Origin of the sequence: Marinobacterium marinum (assembly GCF_013868415.1) — a bacterium.
In the GTDB taxonomy this organism is placed as follows: domain Bacteria; phylum Pseudomonadota; class Gammaproteobacteria; order Pseudomonadales; family Balneatricaceae; genus Marinobacterium; species Marinobacterium marinum.
The window spans coordinates 85,333-108,493 of sequence record NZ_JACEMT010000033.1 but is presented as its reverse complement, the minus strand read 5'-3'; the positions used below and the strand labels follow the sequence as shown (position 1 = coordinate 108,493).

Annotated in this window: 22 protein-coding genes and 1 other RNA gene; 14 read left to right on the top strand and 9 right to left on the bottom strand. The window is 56.5% G+C overall.

All coding sequences use genetic code 11. The features are described from left to right. Positions 1–385 precede the first annotated feature (385 nt). From H1S06_RS02660 to alr, 3 genes are all read left to right on the top strand, one after another. Entirely contained in the window at positions 386–1,639 is a 1,254-nt protein-coding gene (locus H1S06_RS02660) for a D-amino acid dehydrogenase (RefSeq protein ID WP_181736940.1), read from the top strand. Positions 1,640–1,725: 86 nt separating this feature from the next. After that, complete coding sequence (locus tag H1S06_RS02655) at positions 1,726–2,115, top strand: RidA family protein (RefSeq protein WP_181736937.1); 390 nt, start codon at positions 1,726–1,728, stop codon at positions 2,113–2,115. 21 nt (positions 2,116–2,136) lie between these two features. Further along, positions 2,137–3,213, top strand: a complete 1,077-nt coding sequence (gene alr, locus H1S06_RS02650) for an alanine racemase (protein WP_181736936.1) — start codon at positions 2,137–2,139, stop codon at positions 3,211–3,213. A gap of 70 nt (positions 3,214–3,283) precedes the next feature. Here alr and H1S06_RS02645 read toward each other — a convergent pair whose 3' ends face one another. Continuing rightward, entirely contained in the window at positions 3,284–3,826 is a 543-nt protein-coding gene (locus H1S06_RS02645; RefSeq protein ID WP_181736933.1) for a DUF2058 domain-containing protein, read from the bottom strand. Between the two features lie 103 nt (positions 3,827–3,929). Between H1S06_RS02645 and H1S06_RS02640 the strand changes: the two genes are divergently transcribed. From H1S06_RS02640 to H1S06_RS02630, 3 genes are all read left to right on the top strand, one after another. Beyond that, complete coding sequence (locus H1S06_RS02640) at positions 3,930–4,541, top strand: LysE family translocator (RefSeq protein ID WP_181736931.1); 612 nt, start codon at positions 3,930–3,932, stop codon at positions 4,539–4,541. Positions 4,542–4,625: 84 nt separating this feature from the next. After that, an RNA gene (gene ffs / locus H1S06_RS02635) (signal recognition particle sRNA small type) lies at positions 4,626–4,722 on the top strand. Positions 4,723–5,194: 472 nt separating this feature from the next. Then, positions 5,195–5,479 (top strand): hypothetical protein, encoded by a 285-nt coding sequence (locus H1S06_RS02630; protein WP_181736930.1) that lies wholly within the window; start codon positions 5,195–5,197, stop codon positions 5,477–5,479. A gap of 4 nt (positions 5,480–5,483) precedes the next feature. Here H1S06_RS02630 and H1S06_RS02625 read toward each other — a convergent pair whose 3' ends face one another. From H1S06_RS02625 to H1S06_RS02610, 4 genes are all read right to left on the bottom strand, one after another. Continuing rightward, positions 5,484–6,527 (bottom strand): TIGR01620 family protein, encoded by a 1,044-nt coding sequence (locus H1S06_RS02625; protein ID WP_181736928.1) that lies wholly within the window; start codon positions 6,525–6,527, stop codon positions 5,484–5,486. Further along, positions 6,524–7,966: a YcjX family GTP-binding protein gene (locus tag H1S06_RS02620; protein WP_181736925.1), complete on the bottom strand. Its 1,443-nt coding sequence runs from the start codon at positions 7,964–7,966 to the stop codon at positions 6,524–6,526. The genes H1S06_RS02625 and H1S06_RS02620 overlap by 4 nt, the downstream gene beginning before the upstream one ends. A 68-nt stretch (positions 7,967–8,034) precedes the next feature. Then, positions 8,035–9,384, bottom strand: a complete 1,350-nt coding sequence (locus H1S06_RS02615; protein ID WP_181736923.1) for an alanine/glycine:cation symporter family protein — start codon at positions 9,382–9,384, stop codon at positions 8,035–8,037. A gap of 455 nt (positions 9,385–9,839) precedes the next feature. Next, positions 9,840–10,328: an Lrp/AsnC ligand binding domain-containing protein gene (locus H1S06_RS02610; RefSeq protein ID WP_181736921.1), complete on the bottom strand. Its 489-nt coding sequence runs from the start codon at positions 10,326–10,328 to the stop codon at positions 9,840–9,842. A 179-nt stretch (positions 10,329–10,507) separates the two neighbouring features. Between H1S06_RS02610 and dnaX the strand changes: the two genes are divergently transcribed. Genes dnaX through H1S06_RS02580 form a run of 6 tightly spaced genes read left to right on the top strand, consistent with a single transcriptional unit; the run spans position 10,508 to position 15,199 of the window. Continuing rightward, a complete protein-coding gene (gene dnaX / locus H1S06_RS02605) occupies positions 10,508–12,310 on the top strand; it encodes a DNA polymerase III subunit gamma/tau (RefSeq protein WP_181736918.1) in 1,803 nt (600 codons plus the stop codon). A gap of 31 nt (positions 12,311–12,341) precedes the next feature. After that, positions 12,342–12,668, top strand: coding sequence for a YbaB/EbfC family nucleoid-associated protein (locus tag H1S06_RS02600; RefSeq protein WP_181736916.1), 327 nt, complete (start codon positions 12,342–12,344; stop codon positions 12,666–12,668). A gap of 2 nt (positions 12,669–12,670) precedes the next feature. Next, positions 12,671–13,285 carry a recombination mediator RecR gene (gene recR, locus H1S06_RS02595; RefSeq protein WP_181736914.1) on the top strand — a complete coding sequence of 205 codons (615 nt, stop codon included), beginning with the start codon at positions 12,671–12,673 and terminating at the stop codon, positions 13,283–13,285. Next, positions 13,278–14,459: a ribonuclease D gene (gene rnd, locus H1S06_RS02590; RefSeq protein WP_181736913.1), complete on the top strand. Its 1,182-nt coding sequence runs from the start codon at positions 13,278–13,280 to the stop codon at positions 14,457–14,459. The genes recR and rnd overlap by 8 nt, the downstream gene beginning before the upstream one ends. 3 nt (positions 14,460–14,462) lie before the next feature. Next, positions 14,463–14,753, top strand: coding sequence for a YcgL domain-containing protein (locus H1S06_RS02585; protein ID WP_181736911.1), 291 nt, complete (start codon positions 14,463–14,465; stop codon positions 14,751–14,753). Between the two features lie 2 nt (positions 14,754–14,755). Further along, the gene (locus H1S06_RS02580) at positions 14,756–15,199 is read left to right on the top strand and encodes a YcgN family cysteine cluster protein (protein ID WP_181736909.1); all 444 of its coding nucleotides are present in this window, start codon (positions 14,756–14,758) and stop codon (positions 15,197–15,199) included. 121 nt (positions 15,200–15,320) lie between these two features. Here H1S06_RS02580 and rpsA read toward each other — a convergent pair whose 3' ends face one another. The 3 genes from rpsA to H1S06_RS02565 all read right to left on the bottom strand — a co-directional run bounded on the left by rpsA (position 15,321) and on the right by H1S06_RS02565 (position 20,090). Beyond that, on the bottom strand, positions 15,321–17,003 hold the full coding sequence (gene rpsA, locus H1S06_RS02575) for a 30S ribosomal protein S1 (protein ID WP_181736908.1): 1,683 nt from the start codon (positions 17,001–17,003) through the stop codon (positions 15,321–15,323). Positions 17,004–17,192: 189 nt separating this feature from the next. Then, positions 17,193–17,987, bottom strand: coding sequence for a hypothetical protein (locus H1S06_RS02570; RefSeq protein ID WP_181736906.1), 795 nt, complete (start codon positions 17,985–17,987; stop codon positions 17,193–17,195). A 6-nt stretch (positions 17,988–17,993) separates the two neighbouring features. Continuing rightward, complete coding sequence (locus tag H1S06_RS02565; RefSeq protein WP_181736904.1) at positions 17,994–20,090, bottom strand: carboxy terminal-processing peptidase; 2,097 nt, start codon at positions 20,088–20,090, stop codon at positions 17,994–17,996. Between the two features lie 190 nt (positions 20,091–20,280). On the opposite strand from H1S06_RS02565, the gene H1S06_RS02560 reads away from it, so the two are divergent. Together H1S06_RS02560 and H1S06_RS02555 are read left to right on the top strand one after the other, a co-directional pair. Further along, the gene (locus tag H1S06_RS02560) at positions 20,281–20,805 is read left to right on the top strand and encodes an FKBP-type peptidyl-prolyl cis-trans isomerase (RefSeq protein WP_181736902.1); all 525 of its coding nucleotides are present in this window, start codon (positions 20,281–20,283) and stop codon (positions 20,803–20,805) included. Positions 20,806–20,807: 2 nt separating this feature from the next. Continuing rightward, entirely contained in the window at positions 20,808–22,115 is a 1,308-nt protein-coding gene (locus tag H1S06_RS02555) for a M18 family aminopeptidase (protein WP_181737110.1), read from the top strand. Between the two features lie 54 nt (positions 22,116–22,169). On the opposite strand, the gene H1S06_RS02550 is transcribed toward H1S06_RS02555, so the two are convergent. After that, positions 22,170–23,114, bottom strand: coding sequence for a sodium-dependent bicarbonate transport family permease (locus H1S06_RS02550; RefSeq protein ID WP_181736900.1), 945 nt, complete (start codon positions 23,112–23,114; stop codon positions 22,170–22,172). Positions 23,115–23,161: the final 47 nt, after the last annotated feature.

The following is a 23,161-nucleotide window of genomic DNA, read 5'->3' as shown; positions in this document are numbered from 1 at the left end:
GAAAAAGCGGAACAGGCATGTTTCGTTTCTACGGCCTGAACGGCTATGTCAGTAAGGTGGGGGCCATCTGGTATAGCTTAATAGGGCCACCCTTCCTACCCTGTTCTGTTCTCTGTTCTCTGTTCTCTGTTCTCTGTTCTCTGTTCTCTGTTCTCTGTTCTCTGTTCTCTGTTCTCTGTTCTCTGTTCTCTGTTCTCTGTGTGTCCATCGACTTTCAAACAAACTGAGCCATGCTTGGTGATAGTGTATGGCTTCAGGAAGTTATTTGATTCTTTCAGATTAATAAGTGGATTGATCTGAAAATGATTTCAAATATGGTGATTAATCCTGCTTATTTTGCTTAAAAATAGTGGCATCTTTTGATTTTAATTGCCGGGGTGCTGATATGCGTGTTGTGGTGCTTGGAAGTGGTGTGATTGGCGTGACGTCTGCCTGGTATCTGGCACAGGAAGGACATGAGGTTGTGGTGATTGATCGCCAGCCGGAGCCCGCGATGGAAACCAGCTTTGCCAATGCGGGACAAATATCACCGGGCTACTCGGCCCCTTGGGCGGCGCCGGGTGTTCCGCTGAAAGCAATTAGGTGGATGATGCAGGATCTGGCTCCTCTGCGTGTGGCGCCCCGCCTTGATCCTGTCATGTGGGGCTGGATGGCCAGAATGCTGGCCAACTGCACACATAAGGCTTATGCCCGCAACAAGGCGAGAATGCTGCGTGTTGCAGAGTACAGTCGTGACTGTCTGATCGAGTTGCGTCAGGAGATCGGCATCGAGTACGACAACCGGGCCCAGGGGCTGATTCAGTTGTTTCGATCGGAGCAGCAAATGGCCGCTTCGGCCGAGGATATCCGTATTCTGGAAGACTGTGGTGTGCGCTATGAGTCATTGAATGTGGACGGCATTATTCAGCATGAACCGGCGTTGCAGCATGTGCACAGCAAGCTGGTGGGCGGGTTGCGTTTGCCCGGTGATGAGACCGGAGATTGTTTCCTGTTTACTCAGCGTCTGGCCGAGCGTTGCCGCGAGCTGGGGGTGGAGTTCCGTTTTAACACGGCGATTCGTCAATTGCAGGTTGAGGGTGATCGTGTTGTGGGCGTGGATACGGATGCCGGACCGGTACAGGGCGATGCCTGCCTGGTTGCGATGGGGAGCTACAGTCCCGAACTTTTGTCTCCGCTGGGTATCAAGGCTCCAATCTATCCGGTTAAAGGCTTTTCGCTGACCATTCCGATCGAGGATGCAACGTGCGCGCCGGAATCTACCGTCATGGATGAAACCTACAAGGTGGCGGTCAGTCGTTTGGGCAATCGTATTCGTGTGGGCGGGACGGCCGAGTTGACCGGTTTTGATCTGTCGACGCCCGCCAGCCGTCGTGCCAATGTCGAGTTTGTCGTTAACGACCTGTTTCCGGGGGGCGGCAAACCGGAGTCAGTCGAGCTGTGGACCGGCTTGCGCCCCATGACGCCGGATGGCACGCCCATTCTGGGGCGTACACGTTATCAGGGGCTCTACTTGAACACCGGTCACGGTACTTTGGGTTGGACCATGTCCATGGGTTCTGCCCGTTATATCAGCGACATCATTTCGGGCCGTACGCCAGCCATTGATACCGAAGGGCTTTCCATAAATCGTTATAATTGACGGGCAACAGATCGTTTTCTTGGCAAGACGTCGGCGCTGCGCCATAGTTTGCCACCCACCACAACTTTTGGATCAGGAATAACAGCATGTCCAATCGAAGCATTATCAAGACAGATCAGGCTCCAGCCGCCATCGGGACCTACTCTCAGGCAGTTAAAACGGGCAACACCGTATATATCTCTGGCCAGATTCCGCTGGACCCTGCCACCATGGAAATGGTGACCGAGTCGTTTGAAGCTCAGGCGGTACGTGTTTTCGAAAACCTGAAAGCCATTGCGGAAGAAGCCGGCGGTTCTCTGGCCGAGTGCGTCAAGCTGACCATTCTGCTGTCCGATATGGATTTCTTTCCGCAAGTGAATGAAGTGATGGCGCGTTATTTCAGCGAGCCGTACCCGGCACGCGCAGCCTTCGCGGTCAAGGCACTGCCGAAGGCGGCTGATGTTGAAATTGATGCCGTGATGGTTCTCAAAGACTGATTACAGGAGTACAGAAAAGCCATGAGCCGCAAGGTCCGTGCTGACATCCATCTGGATGCAATTGTCCATAACTACCGTTTGGCGCGCGCACAGGCGCCGGGAGCATCGGCGGTGGCTGTCGTGAAAGCCAATGCCTATGGACATGGTGCTGTGCCGGTGGCGCGGGCCTTGGCGGCTGAAGCTGATGCCTTCGGGGTGGCTTGTATCGAAGAGGCGCTTGAACTGCGGGCGGCCGGGTTGGCTCAACCGGTTGTGCTGCTGGAAGGCTTCTTTGATGCTGATGAGCTACCGGTGATTGCCCGTCAGGGCTTTTGGCCAGCCGTTCATTCGGAGCATCAGTTGAGCTGGCTGGAGCAGGCGGACTTGCCTGCTGCCATTCCTGTTTGGCTTAAGGTGGATACGGGGATGCATCGTCTGGGCTTTGATCCGGAAGCTGTGCCTGCGGTGGTTGAGCGTTTACGTGCGTGTGCAGCGGTGTCCGAGGTGCTGCTGATGACTCATTTTGCCTGTTCGGACGAGCCTGAAAAGGGCATGACCGAGCACCAGTTGGCGCGTATATCGACACTGGTGGAAGCCCTTGAAACCGGAGCCAGCATGTCCAACTCTGCGGCGGTGATGGCCTGGCCTGCGGCACATTACCAATGGCTGCGTCCTGGGATCATGTTGTATGGCGCAACGCCCTTTGAGCATGCCGACCCGGTTGCTGAAGGGTTGCAAGCGGCCATGACACTCAGTTCCGAAATCATTGCCGTGCGTGAAGTGCCTGCGGGCGAAAGTGTGGGGTATGGCGCTACATTCAGCAGTGAGCACCCGGTTCGCGTCGGGACGGTCGCAATGGGCTATGGTGATGGCTACTCGCGCCATGCGCGCACGGGTACACCGGTTCTGGTGGATGGGCAGCGTACTCGACTGGTCGGGCGAGTGTCCATGGATATGTTGACGGTTGATCTCACTGATCTGCCGCACGCGGGGGTCGGCAGTCGGGTTGAGCTTTGGGGGCGGCAGTTGCCTGTGTCTGAAGTGGCTCGCTGGTGCGACACCATACCCTATACTTTACTGACGTGCCTGACGCCCAGAGTGCCGCGCAGCTACGAATGACCCGCCGGGGCTTCAGGTCCCTGCATAAGGCCCCGAGCGTGAGCTTCGGGGCGTGCTTGGCTTCTTCGCCTTACCACATCAGGTCATCGGGGATGACATAAGCGGCATAGGGGTCATCCTCGGCCGGCGTGTCGTCCTTGGGCAGCGGCAAAATCACATCAGGTTGGCGCTGCTCGATCCGTTCTACGATGTCGGCGGGGATCAGCTGGTAGGCATCATCCAGAAAGGCAATGCGCAGTTGGCCGCGTGCCAGTTGATTAATAAGACCCTGGTTGAGATACAGGTGGTGAATTGTGCTGCCGTGGGCGAAGTTATAGCGTGTTTCGGCATCTTTTGGCAGCGCGAGACGGTGGGCTTCGATCAGCTGACGCACTTCGGCCATGGCGGCCTTTTGGGCCTGTTCCTGTTGGCGTTTCAGGTTAAGCTCGCGATCACGTTCGGTTTTGGCCTGGCGCGCCTGCTCCAGAGCGGCCTGTTGCTGCTGTTGCTCATCAATCGCCTGACCAGAGCGTTTCTGTTTGGTTGCTTTACGTTTATGCTCTTTGGCTTGCTTGGCCTGTTTTTTGTTGGCCAGACCTGCCTTGAGTAGTTGGTCCTGCAGTGAGCCTGCCATTGTGGTACCTCAAATCCGCTGCTCGGTATTTCGGAGCCAGACTATAGCACAATGCCGCAGGCAGGCGGAGAGCGCTCAACAAAGTGAAAGAAAAGGAGTTTTTATGTCATTAATGCTGTGGGGTTCGCTGTTGCTGATCTGTGTGCTGGGGGCCATGTCACCGGGACCAAGCCTGGCTGTTGTGTTGCGACAGACGGTCAGTAATGGCAGGGGGCATGGAATACTGGCCGGTTGTGCCCATGCGCTGGGTGTTGGACTATGGGCGGTCATGACGGTTTGGGGGTTGGGGGTACTGGTCAACGAGTACCAGGCACTGTATCAGTTGTTGACCTGGCTGGGAGCTGGCTATCTGGTCTGGTTGGGCATCAGCGCGCTGCGCATGGCATCAGTACCCGACCTGCAGCCGACACAGGGTGAATCGGAGACCTTATGGCAGGCGGCGCGTTCAGGTATGCTGATTTCACTGCTGAACCCGAAGCTGGCGGTATTTTTTACCGCTCTTTTTTCCCAGTTTGTTACGGCGGGGCAGGCATTCGGTGATCAGCTGATTCTGGTATTGACCGCCACGTTGGTGGACGGTATCTGGTATACGCTGGTTGCACTGCTATTTTCACAGCCACGGTTGCTGGCCTGGTTGCGCAGGCATCTGAAACGCGTTGAGCAGTTGACCGGAGTGGTGTTGATTGCGTTGGCGATTCGGGTCGCAATACCTTGATCCTGTTTGCATTTATTTTTCGCTATGCTTATACTGCGCGCCTGTCTTGATGAGACAGGGCGCAATGCCACGTTAGGGTGGCTCTGCTGGTCCTCTCGCAACGATAAGCCGTGAACCTGGTCAGGCCCGGAAGGGAGCAGCCACAGCGGTGGTTTCGTGTGCCGGGATGTGGCTGGTGGAGCTGCCTCCAATCCTTCCATATCCTTCCATATCCTTTCTGTAATCGTTTCTTGTTCACCTGTTCTGCGAGCATTCGCTTTATGGGTCTTCGCCTGTGTCAGTGCTCAAAAAACTTTCATTTGCTATGTGGTTGTTTTGATCGCGTGGTCGTCGCCTGTCAGTGGTATCGGCTCTCGCAAGGCGGTATATCAGACGCAATTGCTCAAGCCCGATATTATCATCCTTGATCTGCACAGGCCTGATATTGATGGCTTCTCTGTCTGTCGTCAGCAGCTGGACATGCCAGTGACACGTGATCTTCCGGTCATTTTCCTGTCTTCAGCGGTCTTGTGCCGCGGTTGTGTCATCCGCGGCGGTCTGCTCGGGATGCAACTCGGTTGGTAGAGTCGAGGTGACAGGTTCGTTAGCTGTAACATTACTGTTCTCTTACTCACGTAGGATTGGATCATAAGTGATCAATCGGGTGGATAAGCATGGAGTTCAGCAAGGATCAAAAAAATTGGGTAATCAACTGGGTTGAGCGTCAGTTTGACAAGAATGCGCTGTTTCCCGGAGGCTGTTCGGCAGCTTCGAAAAAAGATGCGCCCTGTGTCTGTTCAGCCCACATACGGGCGTATAAGACCTGGTCAAATACACCGCGCAAGCGTCGCCATATTCGCGGCTGGATCGAGGAGTGGCTCAATGCCGAAGAAGTGGAGCGGTTGCAGGCCGAGCTGAAAAAACGGCAGGCAAAGGCCGCACGCAAATCCGGTTCCTGACCGGTTACAGGGTGTCATTTTGTCGGGCTGTCAGCTGCTGTACGATACTTTTGGCGATTTTTCTGGGCAGGGCCGACTCTTTATGCTGGGCAGGCAGTGGGCGGCAGAGCCGGATGGCGGCTAGCCCGGTGCGTGCAGTAAACAGGCCGGCCCCCAGGCCCTGTCCGGCTCGTGCGGACAGGCTGGCGGTCAGTGAGCTGCCCAGCAGGGCAGATCCGGCCTCCAGTGATAATTCGCTGGCGCCGGCAAAAGCGAGGTTCTGCAAAACCTGCTTCAACAGTCGGCCCTGTGTCAGCGGGCCTGATGCAATGCCGTAAATGGCGGCAACTTCCCGCAGCATGCGCAGGTTGCGCCAGGCCACAAGCAGCATGTCAAAACTGGCCCAGGGGCTGAAGGCGACCAAGACGCCGGACTCGATGCTGTAGCGCTGGACGCAGCGGCGAGCGGCAGTATCTGCCTGGCTCAGTGCGTGTCGGTCCAGATACTGAACAATTTCCTGATCGTTATAGCTGCTGTCGAGCTGCTGCAGGGCACTTTGCAGTTCGCGCTGCAGCACGGTGCCATGATACTGGCGTCCCAGTTGCCGGGTCAGTCGTGTGCTGTTGCCGTGTGAGCTTTGCGTCAGCAGTGTCTGCGCCTGTTGTTGCAGAGCATGCACTTGTTTCAGTTGTCGGTTGCCGCGCAGGCCGCGATGGACTTCGATGCCCAGGGCGCAGGTCAATATAAATGTCAGGGCGGCAAAACCGGCTCCCAGCAAGGGATGGATATCGTTGCTCCAGCTGATAAGACGGTAGACCTCGGTGCCTATGGCGGTACTGGCCAGTACGCCCAGCGCTCCCCAAAGCCAGCGTCGGGAACGCTTGCGTGCTGGCGCACGAACAGGAACTTCGTCGGGTGGGTTGTCATTGGTATCCTGAGCCAGTGCCGGCGGTATCTCGCGAGGGGCGCTTACGGGTGATATCTGCGGTTTGCTGTCGCTGTTGTCAGGATCCGTTAGTGCGTCGGGGGAAAGTTCAACCGGGCGTTTCCAGTCGGGCGTAGGGTTCATTGCAGCAGGTCTCCCAGCAGATATTCAAGGGCCTGGTCCAGCCGGATATGATGCTCCGGGCGCAGGGGGCCCACAGGCAGGGGGCGGGGGGCAAAGTCCACAAAGCGGAAGCGTTCACTGTTCCAGTCTTCGGCGCGCGGCAGTTCCACCGGAACCTCGCCAGGGAAGAGCGCCATTTCTTCGCCATTGTCCTTTCGGTGGCCGCGCAGGCAGGATAGATATTGCCCGTCCAGTTTGGCCTGGGCGGCGCTGGTTGCTCTCAGTGAGGCGATGGCCAGGCAGTGTGTTTCCACCTGCTCAAAGCGAATTTCTCGTTGAGCGGACTCAACCAGCAGTTGCAGAAAACGATCAAGGTTATGGTGCTGGTTGGCCGTGACATGATCCGCTTTGGTGGCTGCGAACAGCACCCGGCTGATACGGGGACGCACCAGTCGGCGCAGAAGGCTGTTGTGGCCGTAATGAAAGCTGTGCAGCAGGGTGTTGAGTGCCTGCTGCATATCGGTGAAACAGGCTTCGCCCCTATTCAGGGTTTTCAGGCAGTCGACCAGGACGATCTGGCGGTCGAAGTGGCGGAAGTGGTCTTCATAGAAGGGGCGGACCGCATGTTCACGATAGGCGTAATAGGTGCTTTTCAAACGAGAGTAAAGGCTGTCGGGAGCGGCCTGATCCGGATTTGCCGGGAGGTCGGTCAGAATCGGGAAAAGATTGAGCAAGGGACTGTCCGACAAGTCGCCGGGCATCAATAACCGGCCGGGTTGCAGCAGGCTGAGACAGTAGGGCGGTTCGCGCAGCTGTTGCAGCAGGTCACGGAAGGTGTGCGCCAGTTGCTGGAACTGGGTGTCGTCGGCGGGTGCCAGCCAGTCCAGTTGCTGCTGGCAGGTCAGCCATTCCCTCGACGCCTCCAGGCGTGGCGAAGCAAAGAACAGGGCTTGTTGCTGGCGGCACCAGGTTGCAAAGCTCCATTCCAGCATGGGGAGGTCCAGGAGCCATTCACCGGGGTAATCGATCAGGTCCAGATATAAGGTGGTGTGTTCCCCGAGCATTCGGCCAAGGCCGGGTGAGCGGCGGTAGCGTAGCGCCAGTTTGACTTCCGAGAGTTGATCAGTTGAGGCAGGCCAGTGAGGCGGAGATGCCTGGAGTCCTGCCAGAGTGGTCTGCAGAGGGAAAGGGATGGCGGATTCATGGCTGCAGTCGCGAGTGCCGATAATGCGCCCGTCGGCGGCGGCACTGAAGAACGGCAGGGACAGCCCCTGGTCGCTTTGCTGCAGGTGGCGGGCCAGAGCGCTGATGAATACGGTCTTGCCGCTGCGGCTCAGACCCGTAACAGCCAGCTTGACGCGCTGTTCAAGTCCTTGCTCGATGCGGTGTTTCAAGTGTCTGGACACATCGCTCAAATGGCTTTTATGTACCAGTGTTTTCAGTGTGTCTTGCAGACCCATTCATGTCTCCGTAGCCGGGGGCAGCACTCAACCTCTGGAGTGAATGTTCGGGAGATTGAGTGCGGGCATTAATGTTTGCTGAAGTAGTCGCGCGTCAGTTGGAAGACCACCGGGCTGAGCAGTGCCAGGGCAACCAGGTTGGGAATGGCCATCATGGCATTCAAGGTATCGGCTACCAGCCAGACAAAGTCCAGGCTGAGTGTGGCTCCCAGCGGGATGGCGATGATCCACAGAATACGGTAGGGCAAAACGGCTTTGATGCCAAACAGGAATTCGATGCAGCGTTCACCATAGAAGGACCAGCCAATGATTGTCGTGAATGCAAAAATCGCCAGTGCAACCGCAACCAGATAGTTGCCGAAGGAGGGCAGGGCCGTGGCGAAAGCCTGGCTGGTCAGGGCTGCACCGGATTCGCCGCCGGTCCAGACGCCGGAGCTGACAATAACCAGTCCGGTGATTGTGCAGATGACCAGTGTGTCCAAAAAGGTTCCCAGCATTGCGACCAGCCCCTGGCGTACGGGGTTGTGGGTTTGTGCGGCGGCGTGGGCAATGGGAGCGGAACCCAGGCCGGCCTCATTGGAAAAGACGCCTCGCGCAACACCGAAACGAATGGCGGCCCAGACGGCCGCTCCCGCGAACCCGCCTTGTGCGGCAACGGGGGAAAAAGCATGGGTGAAAATCAGCTCGAACGCCTGTGGCAGCAGGTGGGCGTTGATGGCAAGCACAACCAGGCCGGCAATCAGGTATGAAATGGCCATGAAAGGGACCAGTGCTCCGGCGACTTGGCCGATCCGTTTGATGCCGCCAATCAGGACGGCGCCAACCAGTGTGGCCATGATGACACCGCTGACCCAGGTCGGAATGGAGAAATTGGCATGCAACACATCGGCAACGGAGTTGGACTGCACGGTGTTGCCGATACCGAATCCGGCACAGGCACCAAAAATGGCAAAGACGACACCCATCCAGGCCCAGTTTTTGCCCAGTCCGTTTTTGATGTAGTACATGGGACCGCCAACATGCTGGCCCTTTTCATCTGTTTCACGATAGCGTACGGCCAGTACGGCCTCTGAATACTTGGTGGCCATGCCGATCAGGGCGGTAATCCACATCCAGAACAGGGCGCCGGGGCCGCCCAGAAAAATGGCGGTCGCGACACCGGCAATATTACCGGTGCCCACGGTGGCTGACATGGCCGTCATCAGGGCCTGAAACGGCGGGATCTCCCCTTTTTCTTCATCACCGGATGCTGCCGTACGTCCTCCCCACAGGAGCTTGAAGCCCGTGCCGATCTTGAGGATGGGGACCAGTTTCAATCCGAGCGACAGGAACAGACCGACGCCCAGGATGAGGACCAGCATCATGGGCCCCCAGACAACGCCGTTGATCGCTCGGATAGCTGATTCAATGGTTTCCATCAATGTATACCTCCATCAGGTCGTGTTGGTAACCGCACGCGATAGCTGGAGCGAACAGTTGTGAAAAGGTCTCGATTGCCGCACACGGACGCGGACATTCAGTCGGGACGTGTGGGCGCGAGGCTGGGTGTGTGTCGGTGATGCAGTGTTGTTTTCTTCTGATTTTCATCCCTGAAACCCGAATAATCACGTAGTTGGCTGTGTTTTTGGTAGAAATCTCTGTTTCTTCTTTTGCAGTCGATCTGTCAGTATCGGTGGATACCGATAAGGTCGATGGGTTCTGTCGCAAGGCAATGAAGCAGGGGCCGGTTGATCGCGGGGCGGGGGCGGGAAAGTCGCGTCATCGGCTGCATCCTCGAGTTCTTCTTATGGAAAGCGTGACATTTTCTATACTAATGATGGCGACAGGGAGGTCAAAGAAAATTTGCCTGTATGAGCGCCATGTTCTCGGATAATCAACCGGATATTTCGACCGGCAATGTACTTTCTTCCTTGATCTCTTCCATCACGATATAGGACTTGGAGTTCTTGACGCCCGGCAGCGTGAGCAGCATGTCGCCGAGCAGTTCGCGGTACTGCGACATGTCGTGCAGGCGAGCCTTGAGCAGGTAATCGGCGTCGCCGGAGACCAGGTGACATTCCATCACATAGGGCAGGGTGCGGACGGCGTGGCTGAAGCGCTCAAAGGCATCGGGGGACTGGTAGGACAAGGCGATTTCGACAAATACCAGTAAGTTGTAGTTCAGCCGTTCCGGGTTCACCGTGGCGCGGTATCCCGTGATAATACCGTCGCGTTCGAGGCGTTTGACTCGCTCCATACAGGGCGTGGTGGACAGCCCGACCCGGTCGGCCAATTCAGTGTAGGAAATGCGCCCTTCCTGCTGAAGGATGGTCAGGATGTTGCGGTCGATGCGATCTATTTTTTTAGTCTTGTTGGTTTTCATCACTACCGTCGCCAGGGGATGCTGAGCCGTCTAGTTTTAATCGAAAGGCGGGAGAAAGCAAACCGTTACCAATCGGGACAAATCGGTCGACGACGCGTCACGCTGTTGTGCGGCACCAGGCAGGAAAGCATGGTAAGATTCGCGCCCATGAGTATGTTCAAAATCGGCAACGAGGCAGCATGAGCTATCAGGTACTGGCACGTAAATGGCGGCCCAAACGCTTTGCGGAAATGGTGGGACAGGAACATGTCCTGAAAGCGCTGGTGAATGCCCTGGATGACGGACGGTTGCACCATGCCTATCTGTTTACCGGGACGCGAGGGGTGGGGAAGACCTCCATTGCACGCCTGTTCGCCAAGTCGCTGAATTGTGAACAGGGCGTGTCGTCCGAGCCCTGTGGGCAATGCAGTGCCTGTACCGAGATTGCCGAAGGGCGTTTTGTCGATCTGATCGAGGTCGACGCAGCCTCGCGGACCAAGGTCGAAGACACTCGCGAGCTACTGGAAAATGTCCAGTATGCGCCCACCCATGGGCGTTTTAAGGTATACCTCATTGACGAGGTGCACATGCTCTCCAACAGCTCGTTCAACGCGTTGTTGAAAACACTGGAAGAGCCGCCACCGCACGTCAAATTCCTGTTGGCAACCACCGATCCACAGAAACTGCCGATGACCGTGCTGTCGCGTTGCCTGCAGTTCAACCTGAAAAACCTCACCGCCGAGCGTATTCAGCAGCATCTGGATCATGTCCTGGAAGCGGAGTCGATACCCTTCGAAACGCCTGCACTCTGGCTGCTGGCCCGTTCGGCGGATGGCTCGATGCGAGATGCTCTCAGTTTGACGGACCAGGCGATAGCCTTTGGAGCCGGTTCCGTACATGAGGCGGATGTGCGCACCATGCTGGGCACCATTGATCAGCAGTTGGTATACAGCATTCTTGAACATGTGGCAGCGCAACAGCCTCAGGCTGTGCTGGAGGTCGTGCAGTCGCTGGCCGGGTTTGCACCGGACTATTCCGGTGTGTTGGGTGATATTGTCAGTCTGTTGCATCGGGTTGCATTGGCGCAGGTGGTGCCGGCGGCGGTGGATAATAGCCTGGGGGATCGTGAGCAAGTCATGGCGTTGGCACAGCGAATGCGTGCCGAAGAGGTTCAGCTGTACTATCAGGTTGCCCTTATGGGTCGCAAGGACTTGCCCTTTGTGCCCGAGCCAAGAGAAGGGCTGGAGATGACCCTGCTGCGCATGTTGGCATTCCGCCCGGCTGGGCAGCGCCCTGCACCCGAAGCGCCGAAAGCACAGTCCTGCGGCGATGTCGCTGTGCCGTCTTCGGTCGCTGAGTCGGCGGAACGGCAGCCGGTGGCGCCTCCTGAGCCTGAAGTGCCGGCACCAATGCCGCCGAATGATATCCCGCCCTGGGAGGCGCTGCCCCCTGATTTGGCCGACGAGGATGTGCAACCAAAAAAGTCCCGGCCGGCTGACATTGATTCTGTACAGCCGGTAGCGCAAAACCCTGACCGGCCGGTTACAGCGCATAGCGTAGCTCCGGAGCCTCAATCGGAGATGGTTGAAGGCCGGCCCGGAGTGCCGGCTGCACTGGCACCTGAGAATGAAAGTTGGGCCGAGCTGTTGGCGAGTCTGGGCTTGACCGGCATGGCTGAAAGTCTGGCACGCAACCTGTCGCTGGAAGTCGAAGAGGTGGGGCTGCTGCGTTTCCATTACACGCCTGAGCAGGAGGCTCTGCTCAGTGGCGATCGGCGTGAACGGATTCAAGAGGCGCTGTTACAGGCTCGCGGGAGTGACTGCCGAATCGAATTTATTAAGGCTGAACAGACCCGTGAGACACCAGCGCAGCGCGCTGAGCGCAAGCGTGCAGAGCGACGGCTGGAAGCCGTTAAGGCGATAGAAGCTGATGTGTGCGTGCAGACACTGATAGAGCATTTTGGAGCGCGTATCGATTATGATTCGGTACGACCTATCGATTGATTTTGACTGATTGAATAACAGGAGCATGAGCATGATGAAAGGTGGCATGGGGAACCTGATGAAGCAGGCCCAGAAAATGCAGGAAGAGATGCAGAAGGCACAGGAAGAGGTGCAACGTGCCGAAGTCGAGGGTGAGTCTGGTGCCGGCTTGGTCAAGATCACCATGAATGGCCGTCATGATGTCAAAGCGGTGCAGATTGACGAAAGCCTGATGGAAGAAGACAAGGAGATTCTGGAAGACCTGATTGCGGCGGCAGTGAATGATGCTGTGCGCAAGGTCGAGCAGAATACGCAGGAACGCATGTCCAAGGTCACCAGTGGCATGGGTATGCCGCCGGGCTTCAAGATGCCGTTCTGATAATGAACCTGAGTCCCTTGTTACAAGAACTGATCAGCGCGCTGCGCGCATTGCCCGGAGTCGGCCCCAAGTCGGCCCAGCGGATGGCGCTGCACCTGCTGGAGCGTGATCGACGTGGTGCTTTGAGCCTGTCGGTAGCGCTGGAGCAGGCGGTGGAGAATATCGGTGAATGTCGACGCTGCCGTAACCTGTCCGAGCGTGAGATATGTGCGGTCTGTGAGGATGGAACCCGGGATGCCTCCGTGATCTGTGTACTGGAATCTCCGGTTGATCTGATGGCGGTTGAACAGACCGGTGGCTTTAACGGTGTCTATTTTGTTTTGAAAGGGCACTTGTCTCCAATCGATGGCATCGGGCCGGAAGAGTTGGGGCTGGAGCAGTTGTTTGCGCGTGTTGATCAGGGCAATGTCAGCGAGTTGATTCTGGCGACCAATCCGACGGTCGAAGGTGAGGCAACAGCGCACTATATTGCTGAACAGTTGCAGCAAAGCTCGGTTAATATTACCCGTATCGCGCACGGTGTGCCGGTTGGTGGCGAGCTTGAATTTGTTGATGGTGGAACGCTGGCGCATGCCTTTGCCGGGCGGCGTTCATTGAAACGGAGTGCTGATGTGTGATCTGAGCCAACGCTATGACTGGCGCAACCTTGAAGCTCGTGCCGCGACCCCGGTACATATACTGGATGATGCGGCGCTTGCCGAGCATGCCGCACGCTGGTTGAAGCAGCCGCTGGTAGCGCTGGATACGGAGTTCATGCGTACGGAAACCTTCTATCCGATTCCTGGATTGATTCAGGTTGCCGACGAGCAGGGCTGTTACCTGATCGACCCGCTCAAGGTGTCTGACATGTCGCCTTTGGCGCGGGTCTTGGCCGCACCGGAAGTGTTGAAGGTTATACACGCGGGCAGTGAGGATTTGGAGTTGTTTCGCCATAGCTACGGCGTACTGCCGGAGCCGCTGTACGATACTCAGATCGGTGCTGCCTTTGTTGGCTGGGGCTTCAGCATGGGGCTGCAACGGATGGTATCGGAGCGGTTGGGCGTTGAGCTGGGCAAGGGTGAAACAACATCGGACTGGCTGCAACGACCGCTGACCACCGAGCAAGAGCACTATGCGGCGCTTGATGTGGCTTACCTGCCGGCACTGGCACTGCTGCAGCGTGAGCAATTGCAGCAGCAGGGACGGTTGTCATGGGCGGAAGAAGAGTGTGCTGCCCTGTCTGAAAATGTGGCCGCTCAGGATGATCAGGACCCGTATGGCTATTTTCAGCGTTTCAGTCAGGCCTGGCATTTTGATGTCTACCATCGGGCGGTGCTGCGGGATTTGGCGGCGTGGCGAGAACTGACCTGTCGCCGCTGTGATCTGTCGCGCAATCGTCTGCTGCGTAATCAGGCATTGCTGGAAATCGCCGAGAAGGTGCCGGCGACAGAGCCGCAGTTGGACAAAATCATCCAGCGTGGCCGGGTGGTGCGTGAGTACGGTGCAGAAATTCTGCAGGTGATTCAAAATGCCCGAGTCACGGCAGAAACCAATCCGCCGTCAGCGATTGACCGGCCGTTGCATTATGTCTGGAACAAGCGCTTGAAGCAGTTGCGTGCCATCGGGCGTCAATCGGCGGAGCGGAATGGCCTGATGCCGGAGGTGCTGTTGCGCAAGCGTGACCTTGATGCCTTGATTCGCTCGTATGATGAGCATGGCCATTATTGCTTGCCGCCCAGTCTGTCCGGTTGGCGCAAGACGCTGGTCGGGGATGCGCTGCTGGCGCGAATAGAACAGTTTGACAAGAGTTGAGTGATGAAAATCATCAGTGTTTTCAAGAGTAACCGTAAGGACGAGATGTACCTTTACGTGGAGAAGCGCGAACAGTTGGAGCGTGTGCCGGAAGCGCTGCAGGAGATGTTTGGTACTCCGATCCACGTGATGGATATGCCATTAACGGCCGAGCGCAAGCTGGGGCGTGTCAAGGATACCGGCAAGTTACTCGATGAGGTGTCTGAGCGAGGATATTACCTGCAGATGCCGCCGGTAAGAGATGACTATATGCTCGATTTGTTCAAGAATCGGCCTGAAACCGGGGTGCGCTGAGTATGGCGCAGGAAGTGTTTTGGCGGCGTAAGGCGTTGCATGAAATGACTCGGCCCGAGTGGGAGTCGCTGTGCGATGGCTGTGCGTTGTGTTGTCTGCACAAGGTTGAAGATGAAGACACCGAAGAGGTGTTCTATACGACGGTCGTCTGCCACCTGCTCGATATGGATAATTGCCAGTGTACCGAGTATGAGCGGCGTTGTGAGCTGGTGCCATCCTGCATTCGCCTGCAGCCGGAAGATGTCGAGAATTTTGACTGGCTTCCGTTTACCTGCAGTTATCGCTTGATTCACGAAAAGCGAGATCTGCCCGACTGGCATCCTCTGCTGACGGGGGAGCGTCAATCGGTGATTGAAGCCAATGCATCCGTGCTTAGCGTGTACGAGGTCAAGGATAATGAAATCCATGAAGACCAGCTGATTGACTATGTTCTGGATGAAGACTAGCACCGGCGGGCGCTGACTATAGAGCCGGATACCGTATCGTTTCCGGTTGGAATAGCGGGGGTTGTGGCATAAAAAAGGGGCGCCTTTCGGCGCCCCTTGGCGTTGCAACTGAAGAGGAAAATCAGTTGTTCTGGTTGGCCATCTGCTGCTTGATCAGATCGCCGATAGTGGTCGGTCCCGGAACGTCGACTTCCTGGTTGCGAACTGCGTTCATAGCCGCTTTCTCGTCAGCCTGGTCTTTCGCACGGATAGACAGGTTGATGATGCGGTTACGACGGTCAACACCAGTGATCTTGGCTTCGACGGTTTCACCCACTTTCAGAGCGGTGGTTGCGTCTTCGATGCGCTCTGCAGCGATTTCAGACACTTTCAGAGTCGCTTCAATGCCTTCAGCCAGCTCAACGATAGCGGCTTTCGGCTCAACGCTCTTAACAGTACCGGTTACGATAGTACCCTTGTCGTTAGCGGCCAGGTATTCAGCGAACGGATCGCTTTCCAGCTGCTTGACGCCCAGAGAGATGCGCTCTTTTTCGGCGTCGATAGACAGGATAACGGCTTCAACTTCGTCGCCTTTCTTGAACTGACGCAGAGCGGTTTCCGGATCAGCGTCCCAAGAAATATCGGACATGTGAACCAGGCCGTCCAGGTCGTTGTCCAGACCCACGAAGATACCGAAGTCAGTGATGGTCTTGATAGTACCGCTGACTTTGTCGCCGGCAGCGTTCTGCTCGGAGAAGGAGGTCCACGGGTTGGCAGTGCACTGCTTGATACCCAGAGAGATACGACGACGCTCTTCGTCGACATCCAGGATCATCACTTCCACTTCGTCGCCGATGTTGACGATCTTGGACGGGTGGATGTTCTTGTTGGTCCAGGACATTTCGGAAACGTGTACCAGACCTTCAACGCCATCTTCGATGGACGCAAAGCAACCGTAGTCGGTCAGGTTGGTGACGCGAGCGGCAACTTTGGAGCCGGCCGGGTAACGTTCTTTGATGTCATCCCACGGGTCTTCGCTCAGCTGTTTCAGGCCGAGGGAGATGCGGTTGGTTTCCTTGTCGAACTTGATGATCTTGACGGAGATCTCGTCGCCCGGGTTCAGCATTTCGCTCGGGTGAGAGATGCGCTTCCACGCCATATCAGTGATATGCAGCAGACCGTCTACGCCGCCCAGATCGATGAACGCACCGTAGTTGGTGAGGTTCTTGACGTAACCCTTGGCGATCTGACCTTCTTCCAGGGTAGCCAGCAGCTCTTCACGTTGAGCGCTGTTAGCTTCCTGCAGAACGGCACGACGAGACACAACGATGTTGTTGCGTTTCGGATCCAGCTTGATCAGTTTGAAATCAAGCTCTTTGCCTTCCAGGTGGTCAACGTCACGTACCGGACGAACATCAACCAGAGAACCGGGCAGGAAGCCCTGGATGTTGTTGATGCTGACAGTGAAGCCACCTTTGACCTTGCCAGAGATGTAACCCTTGACAACTTCTTCTGCGTCGAATTTCTTCTGCAGAACTTCCCAGGCTTCAGCACGCTTGGCTTTTTCACGGGACAGACGGGTTTCACCGAAACCGTCTTCAACCGCTTCCAGTGCGACCTTAACGGAATCACCGATCTGGATTTCCAGTTCGTTGTTGTCGTTCAGGAACTGCGCACGGGGAATAACTGCTTCAGATTTCAGGCCTGCGTTAACAGTGACCCAGTCGCTGTCGATGTCGACAACTTCACCCATTACCAGGGTGCCCGGAGTCATGGCAATGTCTTGCAGGGATTCTTCAAACAGTTCAGCAAAGCTTTCGCTCATGAAAGTGTCCTATATTGTCACTGCCCTTCGTGAAACAAAGGGGCAGTTTCCAGCCTGTATGCCAGCTATACAGGGTCGGTTGTCGATAACCACGCCAGTCGGCACTGGGCTGGCGATGTGCAAACAGCGTGGGAAATATAAAGTTGCAAAATTATACAGGCGAATGCTCGTTGACGCCAGTCCGTGGTGCTAATTTTGACCAACTGTTTCGGGCAGGGTTTGTTGCAGCGCTTCACGCAAGGGGTGTTGGCAGGCGGGCAGTAGCGTGTTCAGGTCGGCCTCCAGTGCGGCGGGAAGAGGTGAGCCGTCGGGTGAGCTGAACCAGTCGAGCAGCAGTTGCTCTTCGGCTGCGTTATTGGCGGCCAGATCGATAGCGTTACCGACACAAAAGGCGTAAGCCGGCAGCAGTTCCTCAATGATAACGACTTTATGCGGGCGTTCCAGCATCAGGCGATTGGCTCTGACGAAGCGGCGGTATTCCAGAGTGCCTGCGGCAGCCATCAGGTCAAGGCGGGTGTTGTCAAAGGGCTCCGACTCGGGCATGCGGGCCAAAGAGCTTTTGAGAATGGATTTGGTTTCCGCCAGTTCTTCGTTGAAGGTTGAGGGGGCAAAATGCTGGTTCAGGCGCTTGTAGTCTTCCAGTTCGGTAACCTGCTGTTGCAGCGCAGTGATCTGGTCCTGAAGTACCTGTTGCTCAGCCAGCAGATTTTCTTTGTCTCGCATCAGGCCGCGAATCACGCGTTCGGTAGGGGTCAGTTTTTTTTCGCTGAAAGTCGAGGGCAGTTGAGTTGCACCCAATTCACCGACAGTTGGGGTATGGATATCGGTGGGAACCATTTCAAAGCCGAACTTTTCCAGTTCTGCCAGATTGACCTGGTGTTGCGTCTGCATTTCCTGATAGGCGAAGTAGCTGGCTGTCCCCCCGATTGTCAGAATCAGGGGGATCAGAATCAGCAGAACAAGGCCGAATTTGCCTGCTTTCACTGCTGTTTATTCCGCCGGTAGAGCAGAGTTGCGTCGTGGCAGGTTGGATGCCGTATGACTGATCGACAGATTGATCAGGTCCAGCAGTATTTCACCACTTTCCGCAAGAATGGCTTCGGCTTCGGGGTTGATCGGTCGCCCCTGCTCATCGGTTGGCAGGTTGTCATCGGCTTCGCTGAGCTGACTAATGGGGGGTAGCCCAAGTCCTGCGCGGCGCTCGTTTTCGGCCTGCAGCATCCAGGCTTCGTTTTTGGCCTGCTCGGCACGCAGCTTGGTCTCGTTCAGGGTCAGGGTCGAAGCATCCTTCTGTTCTGCCAAGTGTGCAACCTGTTTGCGCATGAAGACGAAGTCGGGGTCCTGCTCCGTACGCTTCTGGTGGCGTTCAATCAGTTGCTGCATGAAAGGGCTGAGACTGGGAAAGCGCCCGTGCCGAACCGGACGTACCTGATCCCAGGGCAGAGCTTTGTCCAGTGCGCTCTCACCGATATCTTCAGTGCTGTACAGCGACGGGAAGCTGATATCCGGTTCGACACCGCGGTGCTGGGTGCTGTCGCCGGAAATACGGTAAAACTTGGCATGGGTCAGCTTGACCTGGCCATGGTCAATTGGCTGCAGGGTTTGCACTGTGCCTTTGCCGAAGGTGCGGTTGCCGACAATGATGCCGCGGCTGTAGTCCTGAATGGCGCCTGCAAAAATCTCTGAGGCAGAAGCGCTTAGACGGTTGACGATGACAGCCAAGGGGCCGTCCCAGGCTACTTTGGGGTTGAAGTCGCCGAGGATGTCGACACGCCCTGTGGCATCGCGAATCTGGACGGTTGGTCCGCGCTGGATGAACAGGCCGATCAGTTCGTTGGCCTCACGCAGCGAGCCGCCGCCATTGTTGCGCAGGTCCATGACCAGACCATCGATATCTTCTGCGCGTAGCTCGTTGATCAGTTTTTCCACATCGCGGGTGGTGCTTTTGTAGTTGGGGTCACCGCTTTGCAGAGCGGCGAAATCGATGTAGAAGGTTGGAACTTCGATGACGCCCAAACGATAGGGTTTACCATCACGGGTCAGCTCCAGAACGCGCTTGCGGGCGGCCTGTTCCTCCAGTTTGACCTTATTGCGCTCGATTTTGATGATCTTTCGCTTCTGGCGATCGACGGCGTCGGCGGGAATGATTTCCAGGCGCACAATAGTGCCTTTGGGGCCGCGAATTTTGCCGACTACATCATCCAGGCGCATACCGACAACATCCTCGATCTCGCCATCTTCACCCTGGCCGACACCGATAATGATGTCGGCGGGTTTGATCTGTCCGCTTTTGTCGGCAGGGCCGGCGGGTACCAGGCGCACAACCTTGGTCTGGTCATTTTCGGCCTGAAGAACGGCACCGATGCCTTCAAGCGAAAGGCTCATGTTGATTTCGAAATTCTCGGATCCCTGTGGTGAAAAATACTGGGTATGCGGGTCGAATTCGTGAGTCAGGGCGTTGACGAAGCTTTCAAACACGTCGTCGTTTTTGGCCTGTTCGATGCGCTGCTTCTGGTTCTTGTAGCGTTTGAGCAGGATGTCACGGGCTTCGTCGGTGGTCTTGTCTGCCAGCTTCAGGCTGAGGACTGCGCTTTTCAGGCGCTTGCGCCAGATATCGTTCATCTCGGCGGTGCCATCGGGCCAGGGCGCTTCGCTGCGAGAGGTCGGCAGGCTTTCGTCGCGGGTGAAATCCCACTCGGCGTGTTGCAGCTGGGTCAGGATATAGTCGATGCGCTCGCTGCGACGTTCCTGGTAGCGGTTGAAAATGACGAAGGCCGCGTTGCTCTTGCCTGCCAGAATATCGTCATCCAGTTGGCTGCGGAAGGCTTCGAATTCGGTAATGTCGTCTGCATAGAAGTAGCTCCGTTCTGGATCCAGTATGCTCAGGTACTGGTCCAGTACGGCGCTGGACAGGCGGTCGTCAAATGTAACCTGGTTGTAGTGTCCCTGCTGCAGAGCCGTCACCACATCCAGCAGTGTCTGCGAATGCACGGGTGCCGGGGCGAGGGTGGCGCTGACCGAGCTTGCCCCTAATGACAATGTCAGGGCAAGAGCAGCAATGAAGGGCTGGGCGAATCGCTTGGTCATGAGCAGCGGATCTCCGGATCGAATGGCTGGAGCTGATTCCCGAGGGCTAAAGTCCGTTTTTGCTCTCGGTTCCTGATATAGGACGGCAGCAACGGTCATCAGTTCCGTCAGCTAGAGCCTTGTGAGTGTAGTCATCGGGCCCGGTAATGTAAAATCATTGGTTTATCTCTGAATGACGGAGTCGATACTGATGCCGATTTGGAAAAGCGCCGCGCTGATGCTGACGGCTGCCGTGCTGTTGGGAGGTTGTGGGGAAGACCCGGAGCAGGAGCGTTTGCGTCAGGAGCGGCTGGAGCGTGCATTGAATGATGATACCCGTAAGGCCGGTGATGCCTTTCTTGCGGCAAACGCTAAGCGTGATGGCGTGCAGGTAATGGAAAGCGGTCTTCAGGTCGAGCATTTGGTGCAAGGTACCGGTGCACGCCCGACGGCAGCCGATACTGTAGTGGTTCATTATGAAGGGCGGCGTGTTGATGGACAGGTCTTTGACAGCTCTTATGAGCGTGGTAGTGCATCCCGCTTTCCTCTGAAGCAGGTGGTGCGCGGTTGGCGAAATGGGCTGATTCAGATGCAAGAAGGCGGTACGGCCATGCTGTATTTGCCACCCGAGCAGGCGTACGGGGCAACCAGTCCAAACCCGGATATACCGGCTAACTCGACCCTGATTTTCAAGGTTGAATTGCTGGAAGTGATTAAGGTCGAGGAGGCGCAGTGATGATGAGTGATAATTTGCAGAGGGATTTCAACGCCGAGCTGTGTGCTTTTCTGGATGCATCTCCGACGCCGTTTCATGCTGTTGACTCCATGATCAAGAGGCTGGCAGCTGCGGGGTTCCAAGCGCTGGACGAAGCGGATCGCTGGTTTTTGGAGCCGGGGCAGGGGTATTACATCACCCGTAATGATTCTTCCATTATCGCCTGGCGTCAGCCAACGGACAGGTGTGCAGTCGAACACGGGTGGCGTCTGGTGGGAGCACATACGGATTCACCCTGTCTGAAGGTCAAGCCTTGTCCCGAACTGCACCGTCATGGCTATTTTCAGTTGGGGGTGGAGGTATACGGTGGCGTGTTACTGAACCCCTGGTTTGATCGAGACCTGTCGCTGGCCGGTCGTGTCACCTATCGTACGACGGAGGGTGATATCACCAGCGCCTTGCTGGATTTTGAGCGGCCCGTCGCGGTTTTGCCGAGTCTGGCGATCCATCTGGACCGTGAAGCCAACTCCAGCCGCAGTATTAACGCCCAAACCTATTTGCCGGTTGTAATGGGGCAGACCGAGACTAAGCCTGACTTTCGCCAGTTGCTTAAACTGCGCCTGCAGGATAAGGGTGTTGAATCGGTTGAGTCAGTGCTGGATTATGAGCTGTGTTTTTATGATACCCAGGGAGCGACTCTGGTTGGGTTTGAGCAGGAATTTTTGGCTTCGGCGCGGCTGGATAATCTGCTGAGTTGCTTTGTCGGTCTGCAAGCCTTGATCGAAGGTCGAGACGACAGGATCGGGCAGGTGCTGGTGTGTACAGATCATGAAGAAGTGGGCAGCATGAGTGCCTGTGGGGCTCAAGGGCCCATGCTTGCACAATGGCTGGAGCGAGTGCTGCCCGAAGCGGGTCGGCGCAATCGCTCTTTGGCGCGCTCCATGTTGATCTCGGTGGATAACGCCCATGGCGTACACCCCAACTTCAGCGACAAGCATGACAGTAATCACGGTCCGCTGCTTAATGCGGGACCGGTCATCAAGCTCAATGCCAATCAGCGTTACGCCAGTAACAGTGAAACCAGTGCGTTTTTCCGTCATCTGGCGGAGCAGGTTCAGGTGCCGGTGCAGAGCTTTGTGGTGCGTACCGATATGGCGTGTGGCAGCACTATCGGGCCGATTACGGCAGCTGAGTTGGGAGTGAAAACGCTGGATATTGGTGTGCCCCAGTTTGCCATGCACTCCATTCGTGAGTTGGCGGGCAGTCAGGATGCCTACGGGTTGTATCGGGTACTGCAGCACTTCATGCAAGTGCAGCGGGTGCCAGGCTAGTCGGCAGGCGTTTCCGGCCGCAGATTGATAGTGGCCGGAAACAGTACCGATACGCTATACGCCCAATGAAAGTAATAGCTGATGGTACAAGGGGATGCCGAAGATCACGTTGAACGGGAATGTCAGCCCCAGTGATGCCAGCATTGCCAGTCCGATATTGGCTTGAGGAACAGCGGCGCGCATGGCAGCAGGGACAGCAATATACGAAGCGCTGGCGGTCAGACTGGCCAGGACCAGAGTGGTGCCTTGTGGCAGTTCAAGGATCAGGCCGGCAGCGATGCCGAAGCAGGCAAGCAGACTCGGCGTGACGCAGGCAAAGGTCAGCAGGCGCCAGTGTTTCCAAGGAATGGGGCGTAGCGTCTCGGCTGCAGTCAGTCCCATCTCCAGCAGGAAGAGTGCCAGCACGGCCTTGAAGGCTCCGGTGAACAGATCGGTAACCGAGGCGCCATTCATGGGGCCGTAGAGGTAGCCAATTACGACACCTCCCGCCAGTAGTACGACGCTGCGATTGGTCAGGGTTTCATGCAGCAGGCTGGTGCGGGAGTGGCCGGTACCGGGGCTGTGGTCAAAATGGCGAAACAGTGCCAGGCCAACCATGATGGCCGGCAACTCCAGCAATACCAGATACAGGGTGACTTCGGGTCCGGTGATCAGCGAGTGGCTTTCGGTGTAGGCCAGGGCAACGGCAAAGGTACCGGCGCTGACCGAGCCGTAATGAGCGCATATGCTGGCGCTGTCGGCCAGTGACAGGCGTACCAGTTTACGCAGTAGTGGAAAGAGTAGAAGCGGGATGATGGCGCCCAGCGACAATACCAGCAGCAGCTCGGGGACAAGGCTCAGCGTCAGGTTGCCGTGCAGTCCCATGCCTCCTTTCAGACCGATGGTCAGCATCAACAGGAGGCTGAGAGTGTCATATGCGGCTTTGGGAACGTTTAGGTCCGATTTGACCAGCCCGGCGACCACACCGAGCAAAAAAAACATGGCGACAATGTCCGGCATAAATATCCTTGGTGATTGGTATCAGTTACTGCGAAAATTGTGCCCTG

Excerpts from the sequence above, each read along its gene's own strand:
- H1S06_RS02645 (WP_181736933.1), bottom strand. The coding sequence starts at position 3,826 with ATGGCAGGCTCACTGCAGGACCAACTACTCAAGGCAGGTCTGGCCAAC.
- H1S06_RS02550 (WP_181736900.1), bottom strand. The coding sequence starts at position 23,114 with ATGCCGGACATTGTCGCCATGTTTTTTTTGCTCGGTGTGGTCGCCGGG.
- H1S06_RS02585 (WP_181736911.1), top strand. The coding sequence starts at position 14,463 with ATGAAAATCATCAGTGTTTTCAAGAGTAACCGTAAGGACGAGATGTAC.
- H1S06_RS02580 (WP_181736909.1), top strand. The coding sequence starts at position 14,756 with ATGGCGCAGGAAGTGTTTTGGCGGCGTAAGGCGTTGCATGAAATGACT.
- H1S06_RS02655 (WP_181736937.1), top strand. The coding sequence starts at position 1,726 with ATGTCCAATCGAAGCATTATCAAGACAGATCAGGCTCCAGCCGCCATC.
- rpsA (WP_181736908.1), bottom strand. The coding sequence starts at position 17,003 with ATGAGCGAAAGCTTTGCTGAACTGTTTGAAGAATCCCTGCAAGACATT.
- H1S06_RS02630 (WP_181736930.1), top strand. The coding sequence starts at position 5,195 with ATGGAGTTCAGCAAGGATCAAAAAAATTGGGTAATCAACTGGGTTGAG.
- H1S06_RS02560 (WP_181736902.1), top strand. The coding sequence starts at position 20,281 with ATGCCGATTTGGAAAAGCGCCGCGCTGATGCTGACGGCTGCCGTGCTG.
- H1S06_RS02660 (WP_181736940.1), top strand. The coding sequence starts at position 386 with ATGCGTGTTGTGGTGCTTGGAAGTGGTGTGATTGGCGTGACGTCTGCC.
- dnaX (WP_181736918.1), top strand. The coding sequence starts at position 10,508 with ATGAGCTATCAGGTACTGGCACGTAAATGGCGGCCCAAACGCTTTGCG.
- H1S06_RS02620 (WP_181736925.1), bottom strand. The coding sequence starts at position 7,966 with ATGGGTCTGCAAGACACACTGAAAACACTGGTACATAAAAGCCATTTG.
- alr (WP_181736936.1), top strand. The coding sequence starts at position 2,137 with ATGAGCCGCAAGGTCCGTGCTGACATCCATCTGGATGCAATTGTCCAT.
- H1S06_RS02565 (WP_181736904.1), bottom strand. The coding sequence starts at position 20,090 with ATGACCAAGCGATTCGCCCAGCCCTTCATTGCTGCTCTTGCCCTGACA.
- H1S06_RS02610 (WP_181736921.1), bottom strand. The coding sequence starts at position 10,328 with ATGAAAACCAACAAGACTAAAAAAATAGATCGCATCGACCGCAACATC.
- rnd (WP_181736913.1), top strand. The coding sequence starts at position 13,278 with ATGTGTGATCTGAGCCAACGCTATGACTGGCGCAACCTTGAAGCTCGT.
- H1S06_RS02625 (WP_181736928.1), bottom strand. The coding sequence starts at position 6,527 with ATGAACCCTACGCCCGACTGGAAACGCCCGGTTGAACTTTCCCCCGAC.
- H1S06_RS02640 (WP_181736931.1), top strand. The coding sequence starts at position 3,930 with ATGTCATTAATGCTGTGGGGTTCGCTGTTGCTGATCTGTGTGCTGGGG.
- H1S06_RS02600 (WP_181736916.1), top strand. The coding sequence starts at position 12,342 with ATGATGAAAGGTGGCATGGGGAACCTGATGAAGCAGGCCCAGAAAATG.
- H1S06_RS02555 (WP_181737110.1), top strand. The coding sequence starts at position 20,808 with ATGAGTGATAATTTGCAGAGGGATTTCAACGCCGAGCTGTGTGCTTTT.
- recR (WP_181736914.1), top strand. The coding sequence starts at position 12,671 with ATGAACCTGAGTCCCTTGTTACAAGAACTGATCAGCGCGCTGCGCGCA.
- H1S06_RS02615 (WP_181736923.1), bottom strand. The coding sequence starts at position 9,384 with ATGGAAACCATTGAATCAGCTATCCGAGCGATCAACGGCGTTGTCTGG.